Origin of the sequence: Bradyrhizobium sp. I71 (genome assembly GCF_022354745.1) — a bacterium.
GTDB classification, from domain to species: domain Bacteria; phylum Pseudomonadota; class Alphaproteobacteria; order Rhizobiales; family Xanthobacteraceae; genus Bradyrhizobium; species Bradyrhizobium liaoningense.
The window spans coordinates 6899025-6912217 of the sequence record NZ_CP059398.1 but is presented as its reverse complement, the minus strand read 5'-3'; the positions used below and the strand labels follow the sequence as shown (position 1 = coordinate 6912217).

9 protein-coding genes are annotated in these 13193 nt (G+C 64.7%); 5 read left to right on the top strand and 4 right to left on the bottom strand.

What is annotated here, in order from left to right; genetic code table 11:
* Window positions 1-6: 6 nt before the first annotated feature.
* From guaD to FJV43_RS32720, 3 genes are all read right to left on the bottom strand, one after another.
* Window positions 7-1404 (bottom strand): guanine deaminase, encoded by a 1398-nt coding sequence (gene guaD, locus FJV43_RS32730; RefSeq protein ID WP_239623101.1) that lies wholly within the window; start codon window positions 1402-1404, stop codon window positions 7-9.
* A gap of 14 nt (window positions 1405-1418) precedes the next feature.
* Window positions 1419-2636: a multidrug effflux MFS transporter gene (locus FJV43_RS32725; protein ID WP_239623100.1), complete on the bottom strand. Its 1218-nt coding sequence runs from the start codon at window positions 2634-2636 to the stop codon at window positions 1419-1421.
* A 392-nt stretch (window positions 2637-3028) separates the two neighbouring features.
* Complete coding sequence (locus FJV43_RS32720; RefSeq protein WP_239623099.1) at window positions 3029-3802, bottom strand: alpha/beta fold hydrolase; 774 nt, start codon at window positions 3800-3802, stop codon at window positions 3029-3031.
* 155 nt (window positions 3803-3957) lie between these two features.
* Between FJV43_RS32720 and FJV43_RS32715 the strand changes: the two genes are divergently transcribed.
* The 3 genes from FJV43_RS32715 (at window position 3958) to FJV43_RS32705 (ending at window position 7576) form a co-directional block, all read left to right on the top strand.
* Window positions 3958-4608 carry a GntR family transcriptional regulator gene (locus FJV43_RS32715; protein WP_239623098.1) on the top strand — a complete coding sequence of 217 codons (651 nt, stop codon included), beginning with the start codon at window positions 3958-3960 and terminating at the stop codon, window positions 4606-4608.
* Complete coding sequence (locus FJV43_RS32710; RefSeq protein WP_239623097.1) at window positions 4605-6134, top strand: aldehyde dehydrogenase; 1530 nt, start codon at window positions 4605-4607, stop codon at window positions 6132-6134. Before FJV43_RS32715 ends, FJV43_RS32710 begins: the two co-directional genes overlap by 4 nt.
* A gap of 74 nt (window positions 6135-6208) precedes the next feature.
* Complete coding sequence (locus FJV43_RS32705; RefSeq protein WP_239623096.1) at window positions 6209-7576, top strand: MFS transporter; 1368 nt, start codon at window positions 6209-6211, stop codon at window positions 7574-7576.
* 190 nt (window positions 7577-7766) lie between these two features.
* Here FJV43_RS32705 and FJV43_RS32700 read toward each other — a convergent pair whose 3' ends face one another.
* Window positions 7767-8372, bottom strand: coding sequence for a TetR/AcrR family transcriptional regulator (locus tag FJV43_RS32700; RefSeq protein WP_239623095.1), 606 nt, complete (start codon window positions 8370-8372; stop codon window positions 7767-7769).
* Window positions 8373-8572: 200 nt separating this feature from the next.
* On the opposite strand from FJV43_RS32700, the gene FJV43_RS32695 reads away from it, so the two are divergent.
* Both FJV43_RS32695 and FJV43_RS32690 read left to right on the top strand, forming a co-directional pair.
* Window positions 8573-9817, top strand: a complete 1245-nt coding sequence (locus FJV43_RS32695) for an efflux RND transporter periplasmic adaptor subunit (protein WP_239623094.1) — start codon at window positions 8573-8575, stop codon at window positions 9815-9817.
* Between the two features lie 165 nt (window positions 9818-9982).
* Window positions 9983-13171: a multidrug efflux RND transporter permease subunit gene (locus FJV43_RS32690; RefSeq protein ID WP_239623093.1), complete on the top strand. Its 3189-nt coding sequence runs from the start codon at window positions 9983-9985 to the stop codon at window positions 13169-13171.
* Window positions 13172-13193: the final 22 nt, after the last annotated feature.

Here is a 13193-nt window from a genome sequence, read left to right as displayed (position 1 = left end):
TCCATTTCAGCTCTTCTTGTAGAGACGCTTGCCCATCACCCAGGTCTCGTCGACGCAGCGATCGTCGCCGACCATCATGACGGCAAACAGCATGCTGGCGGCCTCATCCATCGTACGCGGGCCGGCGCCTTCGGCGATCAGCGACTGGTGCCAGGGCTGCGCCATCTGCCCGCCGTTGGGATCGAGTGCCACGAAATCGGCCTCCTTGCCGGGCTCGAAATTGCCGAGCTTGTCGTCGATGTAGAGGCCTTCGGCACCGCCGAGCGTAATCGACCAGAACGCCCGATAGGGCGAGAGCTTGTTGCGCTCGGCCTCGGCGAGGTCCTTGCGTACCGGATCGATGCTGCCGTCGAGCAGCGTGTTGTTGCACATGCCGACCTTGTAGGCGTCGTCCAGTACGGAGATCATCGAAAAGCGGTTGCCGCCGCCGACGTCGGTGCCGAACGACATCTTCACGCGATGCTCGGGATCGGTGGCGCGGCCGAGGCGAAACAGGCCGCTGCCGAGGAACAGGTTCGAACACGGACAGAACACCACTGCGGCGCCCTTCTTCGACATGCGGCGGAACTCGTTGTTCGAGAGATACACGCCGTGGCCGCCGGAGAACTTTGGACCGACCAGGTCGAACTTTTCGTAGACGCCGAGATAGTCCTGACAGTCCGGATGCTCGACCAGCACGCCGCTGCATTCGGCCGGGTTCTCGGAGATGTGGGTGTTGACCCAGCAATCCGGGTGCTCGTGCTTGAGGCGCTGACACGCTCTCAGCAATTCCGGCGAGGCACCGAAGGCGAAGCGCGGCGTGATGGCATAGAGGTTGCGGCCCTTGTTGTGGTACTGCGCAATCAGCCGTTTGCTGTCGCGATAGAAATTGTCGGGGGTATCGACGAAATCGGCTGGCGCGTTGCGATCGATCCCGGTGAGGCCCGCGATGACGCGCATGTTGCGTCTGCTCGCTTCCTCGAACAGCTCTTCGGTCGAGACCGGCGAGGAGCTGGTAAAGGCTTGGCATGTGGTGGTTCCGCCGGCCAGCAATGCGTCAAGAAAACGCTTCACGCCCTCGCGCGCGTAGTTGCGATCCCGGTATTTGAGCTCTTCCGGATAGACCCACTTCTGGAGCCACGGCAGCAACTGCTCGCCATAAGCCCCCAACACGCGGGTCTGCGGCAGATGAATGTGGCCGTCGATGAAGCCCGGGACGATGATGCGGTCCGTGATATGGGTGATCTCGACGCCCGGATGCGTGGCGGAGATCTTGTCATAAGGGCCGAACGCCTTGATCACGCCGTCGGTGACGACCATGAGGCCATCCTGGTGAAAGCGCGCCGCGGCCTGCTCGTCGCCGACGTGCTTCCAGGGATCGTCGACGAAGTCGAAGAACGTGCCGCGAACAGCAACGGTGGTCATGATTGGTTCCTCCCTTAGGTCTGTGTCGAGTGGCGCGCCGATGGCAGCGAGATCGCGAGCAACGTTCCGGCGACGGCGCAGAGGCCGAGATAGAGCCATCCGATCGGCGCCGGCGTCGCTTCAGGCAGGACCGCCGCGATCGCCATGGCGCCGCTCACCGCGAGATAGCAGAGTGCGCTGATCAGGCCGCCGATCAGGCCGTGGTCGCGTTCGAACAGGCCGAGCGCCATGCCGTACATCATCGGGCACAGCACGCCGCAGCCGCCGAGCACCAGCGCGCCGCCGATCGTGATCGAGGCAAAATCGAGGCCGAAGAGCGTGCCGGTCGCGGTCATGACCACGGCGCCGGCGAGAAACAGCGCGAAGGCGCCGAACCCCAGCATGCGCGCGGGCACGAAACGCGCGAAATGTGCGCAGCCGAGCTCGCCGGCGAGATTGACGCCGCCAAGCCCGAGCGCGACGAGGCCGTAGATGGCCGCCGAATAGCCGAGGCCGGTCTGGTAGAAGAACGGCGCGACGACGCCGAACGCCAGCTGCGCGCTCGCCGCCGCGGCAAAGACCAGCACGAAAGCCAGGAAGCCCGGACGAACGAGTGCCTCGCGCAAGATGCCGGCAGTGCGGCGCGGATCGAACGGCGCACGCCGTTCCGCTGGCAACGTTTCAGGCAGAAGAAATACGACGACCGTGGCAACGATTGCCGCGGCGATGGCAATGACCGCGAAGACACCGCGCCAGGACGTCAGCTCGACGATGAAGCCGCCGGCTGCCGGCGCGAGCACGGGCGCCAATCCCCACGCGGCTCCTAGCAGTCCCGAAATTGCGGTGAGCTCACGTCCACGAAAGCAGTCTGCGGCGACCGCATAGGCGACGACGAGACAAGTGCAGCCGCCGATGCCTTGCAGGAAGCGCAGCGCGAGCAGCAGCGAGGCGCTGGTCGCCAGCGCACAGGCGATGCTCATCGCGATCAGCACCGACAGGCCTGCAAGCAGGACGTTGCGGCGGCCGAGCATATCGGAGGCGATGCCGACCGGCACCAGCGCGAGACTCATGCCAAGCATGTAGGCGGTGACGGTGTTCTGCATCGACGCTGCGTCAGCGGCGAGATCCACCACCATCTGCGGCAGGCCCGGCGTATAGGCATCGAGCGGAATCTGGCTGAACGGCACGACGCACAACAGGATCGGCACGATCCCGCCCCTCGCGCGACCGGCGTCCGAAGCAAGTGCAGTCATGGCTTACGCCCCTCCGATGCCCGCGGCCCGGTCTTTTCGTGCGCGCAATGAGACGCGCCGATGCAGGGTGCAGGTGTTGACGCGCCAAAGTGCCAGAACTGTATGTAGAAACCCTTAGGACGCTCCGTATCGATACGGTCTCCGGCGGACGACGCTCAGGTCTTCGCTGCAAGCGGGGCGCTCAAAACAAAAATCGCGAAAACAACCCCATGCACAGTACAAATCATTGAAGAATTTCGCGCCGCCTGGTGCGAGCCCCGTCGGCAGGCACGCTTGACACGTCGGGCAAAACAGGCGCCGAATTGCGTGATCACCGACTTTGGATTTACCCTCGCTCCGACGCCAATAACCGCCAGTAAGGCGTCGAGTTCAGACGCACGCCCGAACGGCGATCAAGGCAAGAAGCCCTTGAGAGCGCCAAGAAACAGTTGCGGCGCTTGCAGCTGTGGCACGTGCGCGCATCCTGGAATGATCTTGAGTTCGGCGCGCGGCAATCCCGCGGCCAACTCATGCGACATCGGCGGCGGCGTCGCCTCGTCCTGTTCGCCGACCATGACGAGCACCGGCACGTTCACGCCGGCGAGCTCGGCACGAAGATCAAGGCTTGCCAGCGCATCGCACGCGGCGCGAAACACATCGGGGTCTGTCCGCAGAAAGGCTTCCCGACGCCCGCGCATCAGGCCGGGGTGCTGCGCCTGAAAGTCGGGTGCGAACAGGCGCCGCATCGCGACGTCACTGATTGCCTCCAGCCCCTTCTCTCGCGATATCTTCGCCATGTTGCGGAACGCTTCGCGGCCCGGCTCGGAGAAAGCCGCGCCGCAATCAGCCAAAATGAGCCGGCTGGCAATTCCCGGATGGCTGATCGCCATCTGCAGGGCGACGAAGCCGCCATAGCCATTGCCGAGCACGATCGACGGCGCGCCGCCCGCGGCATCCCGCACAGCCTCTGCCATCCGGTCCGCGACAGCAGCAAGTCCGCCCGCGACCGGGCGTGAACGGCCGAACCCGGGCAACTCCGGCACGATGGTCTGAAACGATCCCGCAAGCTCCGGCACGATCGCATCGAAGCTGGCCCGATCCGATAGCAGCGAATGGAAAAGAAAGAGCGGCGGCCCCTCGCCCGCCTGCGCGGCGTTGACGGTCTCATTGGCAAGAAGCCTGTCCATGTCCGGCCTGTCCCAAACTGCATCGATCGGATCACGCCCTCTCGCGTGCCCTGGAAGCTCCGATTGATAAATCAATTGACAGGGAATTCAAGCATTCGGAACTTGACGTGAAATATCACTAGTAGGATATTAGCTGGCAGGAGACACCAATTCCCATGCTTTTACGCGAGAATATCTACGATCTTCTTCGGTCTGATATTTTAGCCTGTCGCTTTGCGCCGGGCGATGAAATGCGAGAGCAAGATCTGGCCGAACGCTATTCGGTGAGCCGGCAACCGGTCCGGGACGCGCTTTTGCGGCTCCAGCGCGAGCACCTCGTCACGGTCCAGCCCCGTCAGGGCTATCGAGTCACGCCGATCTCGCTCTCGGACGCCCGCGATCTCCTGCGCTTCCGCCTCGCGCTGGAGCCGGCCTGCGTCACCGAGGCGATCGAGAGCGCTCCGGACAGCGTTTTGAAATCGCTCGACGAATTTCGCCGGTTCTCGGGCAGCCACGAAGACTTCATCGCCTACAATCGCGGCTTCCACACTGCGCTGGCCCATGCCTCCGGCAATCGCCGCATGGCGACGGCGCTGTGCGACCTGATCGGCCAGGCCGACCGGCTGGTCCGCGTCAGTATTTCCAACCTGAAGGGCCACGACCCCGCAAAGCTCGTCGCAGAGCACGTCGCCCTGATCGACGCCATGCAGAGCCGCGAAACGCGCACCGCGGCGCGCATCATCAAGGCCCACATCGGGGACACCGAAAAACGCGTTCTGCCGGCGCTCAAGCGCAACGCCGTCATCGTCGAAGAGAGGTCATCATGAACGTTCCCTCGAAACCCGCGTCAATCGACGTCGAAACCCACGGCAACTTCATCGATGGACGGGAAGTCGAAGCCGGAGATGGCGCGATGCTGGACGTCCGCAATCCCGCGACCGGCGATGTCATTGCCCGCATTCCCAATTCAACCGCTGAGGATATCGACCGCGCCATGAAAAGCGCGCGCACCGCGTTCGACGGCAAGGCCTGGGGCGGCATGGACACCCGCGCCAGGGCCAGGCTGGTCAACAAGCTCGCCGATGCGTTCGAGGCCAATCTCGACAGCCTGTATCGGCTCGAGACTCTCAACAACGGCCGCCCGGTCAACGAGACCCGCGCCCAGCTCTCCCGCCTGCCCGATTTCTTCCGCTACTTCGCAGGCCTCGCTTTGTCGCGCCGCGATTCCGTGATCCCCGTCGAAGGCGCCTATCTGAACTACACGCTCCGCACCCCCATCGGCATCGTCGCCAATTGCACGCCGTTCAATCACCCCCTGATGATCCTGTGCAAGTCGCTCGCCGTTGTGCTGGCGACCGGATGCGTGACCGTCGTCAAGCCGTCCGAATACACGCCGCTGACGACCCTGAAGCTGGCGCAGATCTTCACGGATGCGGGCCTGCCGCCCGGCGTCTTCAATATCGTGCTGGGCCTCGGCCCGAGCGCCGGCAAGATGCTGGCCGAGCATGGCGACATCAACAAGCTGGTCCTGACCGGCGGCACCGAGGCGGGCCGCATCGCCGGCAGCGCAGCCGCAAAAGTGTTTGCGCATCAGACCATGGAGCTTGGCGGCAAGACGCCGGTGATGGTGTTCGACGATTTCGACGTCGACCGCGCCGTCAACTATGCCGCCTTCGGCGCTTTCATCGGCGCCGGGCAGACCTGCGTCTGCGCCTCGCGCCATCTCGTCCAGGCCTCGATCTACGACGAGTTCGTCGAGAAGCTGCAGGCCAAGACCCGCACGATCCGCGTCGGCGATCCCTTCGATCCCAGCACCCAGATGGGCCCCGTGATCTCGGCCAAGCAGCGCGACCGCGTTCTCGCCTATGCGGGCTATGGTCACGCCGACGGTGCGCGTCTCCTCACCGGCGGTGTCGCCGCGAAGGTACCGGGCCACGACAACGGCTATTTCGTCGAGCCGACGGTGTTCGCCGACGTCAAATCCGATATGCGCATCTTCCAGGAGGAAGTGTTCGGTCCCTTCACCTCGGTGACGCCGTTCAAGGACGAGGCCGATGCGCTTCGGCTCGCCAACGACTCGCCGTTCGGCCTTGCCGCAGCAATCCGCACCCGCGACGTCGCCCGCGCTCACCGTGTCGCCGCCGCGGTCAAGGCCGGCATCGTCTGGATCAACGATCATCACCGGCTCGATCCGGCCTCGCCCTGGGGCGGCGTCGACGATTCCGGCATCGGCCGGGAATGCGGCACCGAAAGCTTCAACGACCACTTCAACACCAAGAGCGTGATGGTCGCGACGCACGAGCAGCCGTTCGACTGGTATCGCGACACGGCCAATCAGAAGCGACTGAACTAGCAGAACTGCACCCGGCCGACCGCCCATAGAAGGCGGGCCGCATCAATCAGAATGACAGTCAAGGGAGAGCGTCAATGTCGACATCGGTGAACGCGGGCAGCCGTCTCGATCGGCTTCCGATCGGTCCATTCCACCGCCGCATCATGCTGCTGATCGGCATCGGAATGTTCTTCGACGGTTTCGACATCTACATTGCCGGGACGGTGCTCAGCGTCACCCTGAAATCAGGCTTTTCGACGCTCGCTCAGAACGCGGCCTTCATCTCCTCGACGTTCGTCGGCATGATGCTGGGATCGTTCGGCACCGGCTTCCTCGGCGACCGCCATGGGCGCCGCTTCACCTATCAGTTCAATTTGCTCCTTTTCGGCATCGCTTCCCTTGCCGCGGCATTCGCGCCGAACATGGCCTTCCTGATCGCCTGCCGCTTCGTGATGGGCGTCGGGCTCGGCGCGGAGAACGTCGTCGGCTATTCGACGATGACGGAGTTCGTGCCCGCCCGCACCCGCGGCAAATGGCTCGGCCTCACCGCCGTATGCGTCGTGACGGGCTTGCCAGCGGCACTTTTGATCGCATCCGTGCTCGTTCCGCAATTCGGCTGGCGCTCGATGTTCGTGCTCGGCGGCATCGGCGCGCTCGTCGTCTGGTACATGCGCAAGTCGCTGCCGGAATCCCCGCGCTGGCTCGAAGCCGTGGGACGCACCGCCGAGGCGGAAGCGTTGATGCAGGCGATCGAGAAGGAAGCGGCGCAAGGACAGCCCTTGCCTGCTCCAGCGCCCACGACACCCGCTCCGGTCGCTCCCAATCTCGGCACGTTGTTCACTGCGCCCTTGCTGTCGCGGATGATCGTCGGCGCCATCTGCCTGATCACGATCAACACCCTGCTCTATGGCTTCGTGACCTGGCTGCCCGTGTTCTTCGTCAAGCAGGGCCTGTCGGTCGCGACATCGTTCGGCTATTCGCTGCTGATGGCGCTCGGCGCGCCGATCGGCGCGGCCATCGGCGCATTGACCGCCGACCGCTGGGGCCGCAAGCCAACGATCATCGGCGCGTCGCTGATCTCGGTGGCGCTGGGCATGCTCTATCCCATGATCTCGGATCCGATCCTGCTGCCGGCCGTGGGCTTCGCGCTGACGGTGCCGATTTACGTCCTGGTCGCGCTCTTGTTCGGCATCTACATTCCAGAGCTGTTTCCAACCGAGGTCCGGCTGCGTGCGTCAGGCATCGTCAATACGATGGGGCGCGGCGCCACGATCGTCACGCCGTTCCTGGTCGTGTCGCTGTTCGAGTCGCGCGGCGTTGCGGGCGTCATGGCCCTGATGATCGGCTTGCTCGTGGTGCAGATCGTCACGGTCTGGGTACTCGGCATCGAGCCCCGGCATCGCAGTCTCGAAGAGCTCAAGGCCGAAGAGACTGCCGCGCCGGTCCTCAAGGAAGCGTCCTGAGAGGCCGCCAGAGGCGCAGGACCTGCAATATTCGGGACGCCCGCTTCGGCGGGCTCCTCACCACGAGGGTCGATCGTGCCGCAAATCGCCACCTCACCTCAGGCCCTCCGTAGGCGTGCGTCGCGAAGGACAGGACCGCAGGCAAGCTTGCCACCCCGACCGATGGGCAGATCTGCGATCCGCGAGATAGCTACGTCTTGTCAGTCGATTGCGCTTCCACCGCCTGCACCGCGACGCTCGCGACCTGCCGCAGCGCTTCGCGATCCGCGCCTGAGGACGCCATCACGCCCATGCCGACCGACACCGCGGAGACATAGCGCGCAAGCGCGGCTGGATCGGACGTTGGCTTGAGATCACCTTCGGCCTTGGCGCGAATGAAACGGTCGCGGAGCTGCTCCTCGTTCTGGGCGCGGCGCGCAGCCAATTCGAAGGGAACATTCTCGGAGCCGGTGCCGCAGGCGATGCCACCTTGCACCAGCAGGCAGCCGGGCGGATTGGCAGGATCGGTCTGCTTGTCGGCGATGCCCATCAACATCCGCTCGGCGACGGCGCGGGCGGTGGGGGCTGCTACCACCTCCTCCATCCAGATGTTGCGCAGCTTGGTGTAGCGGTCGAGCGCGGCCTTCAGCAGGCCCTCCTTGTTGCCGAAGCAGGCGTAGAGGCTGGGCGGGTTGATGCCCATGGCCTCGGTGAGCTGGGCAATGGTCGCGCCCTCATAGCCATGGCGCCAAAACACTTCCATCGCCTGGTCCAACGCCATTTCGGCGTCGAATTCGCGGGGGCGTCCCATGCCCATATGCCTGTCTCCTCGGAATTCGCGTTCTGCAGAAGGCTTAACGTCGAATCCTAACTATTTGTTCTAATTCTACTTTCCCAGGGCCTTCCAATTCTTGCGGTATGCCGCTACAATTTTCTTAGTGAATGGTACATAAGTATCTTGCACTGCGGTATCCAGCTCCACATCTGTAGTGAACACTACATATCTGGAGCGCGCAAATGCCCCCCTCCCAAAACACTTCCCGCACCGGCCGTTTCCGCCGCCTTCTGGGTGGCGTCGCCATCGTGGGCGCCCTCGCCGTGGCCGGCTCGATTGCGACCGGCCGCTACTTTCACGCGGCGCAAGCGACGGCACCGGCCGCCGCGGCCGAACAAGCCGTTTCCGTCACCGTCGCGATGATCGAGCCACGGCAGACCGTGCTGTGGGACGACTTCTCCGGCCGGCTGGAGGCCATCCACCGCGTCGAGCTCCGCCCGCGCGTTGCGGGTGCGATCCTGTCGGCGAACTTCACCGAAGGGGCGCTGGTTAAGGCCGGCGACGTGCTGTTCAAGATTGATCCCGCCCCTTATGCGGCCGAGGTCGACAAGGCTGCAGCCCAGCTCGAAGCTGCGAAAGCGCGCGTCGTCTTCACCCAGAGCGAGCTCGAGCGCGGTGCGCAGCTCGTCGGCAACGCCGTGGTGACGCGCCGCGACTATGACCAGCGCGACAACGCCAACCGCGAAGCCATCGCCAATGTGAAGGCGGCCGAGGCGACGCTCCAGACCGCAAAGCTCAATCTCGACTACACCGAGGTGCGCGCCCCCGTGGACGGCCGCGTCGGCAAGATCGAGGTCACCGTCGGCAATCTCGTCGCCGCCGGTACCGCGTCCCCGGTCTTGACCTCGCTGGTCTCGGTCAATCCGATCTACGCCTCGTTCGATGCGGATGAGGAGCTCGTGCTGCGCGCGCTGAACTCGATCGCGGATGCCTCCGGCAGGCGCGGCGAGCTCGACCAGATCCCGGTCGAGATGACCACGTCGGGCGGCCTGTCCGCGAAGGGCCACATCCAGCTCATCGATAACCAGGTCAACGGCCAGAGCGGCACCATCCGTGTCCGCGCGGTATTCCGCAACGAGGACGGGCGCCTCATCCCCGGCCAGTTCGCCCGCGTGCGCATGGGCCAGCCGAAGCAGCAGGCAGTCGTGATGATCGACGAGCGCGCGATCGGCACCGACCAGGACAAGAAGTTCGTGATGGCGGTCGGCGACGACAACCGCGCCGTCTACCGGCCAGTCACGCTCGGCGGCACCGTCGATGGGCTTCGTATCGTCACCTCGGGCCTGAAGTCCGGCGAGCGCATCGTCGTGAACGGACTACAGCGTGTGCGGCCCGGTGCCCTGCTCAAGACGGAGATCGCGGCAATGGGTGCGCGCGGGCAGCAAGCGGCCTCCAACCAAAGCAACCAGGACGTGGTGCAACGCTAGTGCATTCCGTCATCCCGGGGCGCGCGTAGCGCGACCCGGGATCCAGCAGTTACGAGACTCCGATCGCTTCACCTCCAGATTCCGGGTTCGCGGGCTTCGCCCACGCCCCGGAATGACGGTGGAGCGATCTCGAGACGCGCAAGATATTGCGCAGGGGCAAAACCAATGAATCTCTCGAAGTTTTTCATCGACCGTCCGATCTTCGCCGGCGTGCTGTCGGTGCTGATCTTCCTGGCGGGGCTGATCTCGCTGTTCGCGATGCCGATCTCGGAATACCCGGACGTGGTGCCGCCCTCGGTCGTGGTGCGCGCGACCTATCCCGGCGCCAATCCCAAGGTGATCGCGGAGACGGTGGCAACCCCGATCGAGGAGCAGATCAACGGCGTCGAGAACATGCTCTACATGTCGAGCCAGGCGACCACCGACGGCGCGATGACGCTGACGGTGACGTTCCGGCTCGGCACCGATCCCGACAAGGCGACGCAGCTGGTGCAGAACCGCGTGCAGCAGGCCGAGCCGCGCCTGCCGTCCGTGGTGCGCCAGCTCGGCATCATCACCAAGAAGTCGTCGCCCGACCTCACCATGGTCGTGCACCTGCTGTCCCCGAACGGCCGCTACGACATGACGTATCTGCGCAATTATGCGGTGCTCAACGTCAAGGACCGGCTGGCGCGGATCGACGGCGTCGGCGACGTCCAGCTTTATGGCGCCGGCGACTATTCGATGCGGGTCTGGGTCGATCCTCAGAAGGCCGCCGAGCACGGCCTGACCGCGAGCGACATCGTGCGCGCGATCCAGGCGCAGAACGTCGAGGCCGCCGCCGGCGTGGTCGGCTCCTCCCCGAACGTCAAGGGGATCGACCTGCAATTGTCGATCAATGCGGAAGGCCGGCTCGCGAATGAAGAGCAGTTCGGCGACATCGTGGTCAAAACCGGCGCACGCGGCGAGGTCGTACGCTTGCGCGACGTCGCGCGCGTCGAGCTTGGCGCCTCCGAATATGGCCTGCGCTCGCTGCTCGACAACAAGCAGGCGGTGGCGATCCCGATCTTCCAGGCGCCCGGCTCCAACGCGCTGCAGATTTCCGACAACGTTCGCGCCACCATGGCCGAGATCAAGAAGAACATGCCCGAGGGCGTGTCCTACCAGATCGTCTACGACCCCACCCAGTTCGTGCGTTCCTCGATCGAAGCCGTCATCCACACGCTGCTGGAGGCCATCGCCCTTGTCGTGCTGGTGGTGATCCTGTTCCTCCAGACCTGGCGCGCCTCGATCATCCCGCTCCTGGCCGTGCCGGTGTCGATCGTCGGCACGTTCGCGGTGATGCACGTGTTCGGCTTTTCCATCAACGCGCTGAGCCTGTTCGGCCTGGTGCTCGCGATCGGCATCGTCGTCGACGATGCCATCGTCGTGGTCGAGAATGTCGAGCGCAACATCGAGTCCGGCCTGTCGCCGCGCGATGCCACGTACCAGGCGATGCGCGAGGTGTCGGGTCCGATCATCGCAATCGCCATGGTGCTGATCGCAGTGTTCGTGCCGCTGGCCTTCATCTCCGGCCTCACCGGGCAGTTCTACAAGCAGTTCGCGCTGACGATCGCGATCTCGACCGTGATCTCGGCCGTCAACTCGCTGACGCTGTCGCCGGCGCTGTCGGCGCTGCTGCTCAAGGGCCACAACGAGCCGAAGGACAAGCTGACGCTGGTCATGGAAAAGAGCCTCGGCTGGTTCTTCCGCGGCTTCAACAAGGCCTTCACGCGCTCCTCCGAGAACTACAGCGGCAGCGTTGGCAAGGTGATCTCGGGCAAGGCCGCCGTGATGGGCCTCTACGTGGTCCTCGTCGGTATCACCGCGCTCTTGTTCCAGCAGGTGCCGAGCGGCTTCGTGCCGGGACAGGACAAGCAGTACCTCGTCGGCTTCGCCCGCCTGCCCGATGGCGCGACGCTCGACCGGACGGAAGAAGTCATCCGCAAGATGAGTGACATCGCGCTGACCCAGCCCGGCGTCGAGAGCTCGGTGGCATTCCCGGGCCTGTCGATCTCCGGCTTCACCAACTCGTCCAACGCCGGCATCGTGTTCTCGACGCTGAAGCCGTTCGACGAACGCAAGGATCCCTCGCTCAGCGGTCCCGCCCTCGCGGCCGAGCTGAACAAGAAGTACGCGGGCATCCAGGAAGCCTTCATCGCCATGTTCCCGCCGCCGCCGGTCAACGGCCTCGGCACCATCGGCGGCTTCAAGCTGCAGATCGAGGACCGCGCCGGTCTCGGCTATGACGCCTTGAACGAGGCGACGAACGCATTCATGGCTGCGATGCAGAAGGCGCCGGAGATCGCCGGCGTGTTCTCGAGCTTCCAGGTCAACGTGCCCCAGCTGTTCGCCGACATCGACCGCACCAAGGCGCTGCAGCTTGGCGTACCCGTCACGGAAGTGTTCAACACGCTCCAGATTTACCTGGGCTCCTATTACGTCAACGACTTCAACAAGTTCGGCCGCACCTATTCCGTCCGGGTTCAAGCCGACGCGCCGTTCCGCGCGCGCGCCGACGACATCAGGCAGTTGAAAGTGCGCTCGTCCTCGGGCGACATGGTGCCGTTGTCCGCGCTGCTCACGATCCGCCAGAGCGCGGGTCCGGAGCGCGCGATCCGCTACAACGGCTTCCTGTCCTCGGACATCAACGCGGCGGCCGCGCCGGGCTTTTCATCAGGCCAGGCGCAGGAGGCGGCGACGCGGATCGCCGCAGAGGTGCTGCCGCCAGGCTTTGCCTTCGAATGGACCGACCTGACCTATCAGGAGTTCATCGCCGGCAATTCCGGCATGTGGGTGTTCCCGCTGGCGATCCTGTTGGTGTTCCTGGTGCTGGCCGCGCTCTATGAGAGCCTGACCCTGCCGCTCTCGATCATCATGATCGTGCCGATGGGACTCCTGGCAGCGATGTTCGGCGTCTGGATCTCCAAGGGCGACAACAACGTCTTCACCCAGATCGGCTTGATCGTGCTGGTCGGCCTCTCCGCCAAGAACGCGATCCTGATCGTCGAATTCGCGCGGGAGCTCGAATTCGCAGGCCGCACGCCGATCCGGGCCGCGATCGAGGCGAGCCGGCTGCGGCTGCGTCCGATCCTGATGACGTCGATGGCGTTCATCATGGGCGTCCTGCCGCTGGTGCTCTCGACCGGCGCCGGTTCGGAAATGCGGCGAGCCATGGGCGTTGCCGTGTTCTCCGGCATGATCGGCGTCACGGTGTTCGGCCTGTTCCTGACGCCGGTGTTCTACGTGCTGCTGCGGACCGTCACTGGCATGAAGCCGCTGACGCACCACGGCAGCGACATCAGCGCGGCTCCGGTCCAGGGGCCTGCCGAGTGAACCGCGTCCCGCCGCGGCACGC

Coding starts and splice junctions, on each gene's coding strand:
- FJV43_RS32720 (WP_239623099.1), bottom strand. CDS start 3,802: ATGGACAGGCTTCTTGCCAATGAGACCGTCAACGCCGCGCAGGCGGGC.
- FJV43_RS32690 (WP_239623093.1), top strand. CDS start 9,983: ATGAATCTCTCGAAGTTTTTCATCGACCGTCCGATCTTCGCCGGCGTG.
- FJV43_RS32725 (WP_239623100.1), bottom strand. CDS start 2,636: ATGACTGCACTTGCTTCGGACGCCGGTCGCGCGAGGGGCGGGATCGTG.
- FJV43_RS32705 (WP_239623096.1), top strand. CDS start 6,209: ATGTCGACATCGGTGAACGCGGGCAGCCGTCTCGATCGGCTTCCGATC.
- guaD (WP_239623101.1), bottom strand. CDS start 1,404: ATGACCACCGTTGCTGTTCGCGGCACGTTCTTCGACTTCGTCGACGAT.
- FJV43_RS32710 (WP_239623097.1), top strand. CDS start 4,605: ATGAACGTTCCCTCGAAACCCGCGTCAATCGACGTCGAAACCCACGGC.
- FJV43_RS32700 (WP_239623095.1), bottom strand. CDS start 8,372: ATGGGCATGGGACGCCCCCGCGAATTCGACGCCGAAATGGCGTTGGAC.
- FJV43_RS32695 (WP_239623094.1), top strand. CDS start 8,573: ATGCCCCCCTCCCAAAACACTTCCCGCACCGGCCGTTTCCGCCGCCTT.
- FJV43_RS32715 (WP_239623098.1), top strand. CDS start 3,958: ATGCTTTTACGCGAGAATATCTACGATCTTCTTCGGTCTGATATTTTA.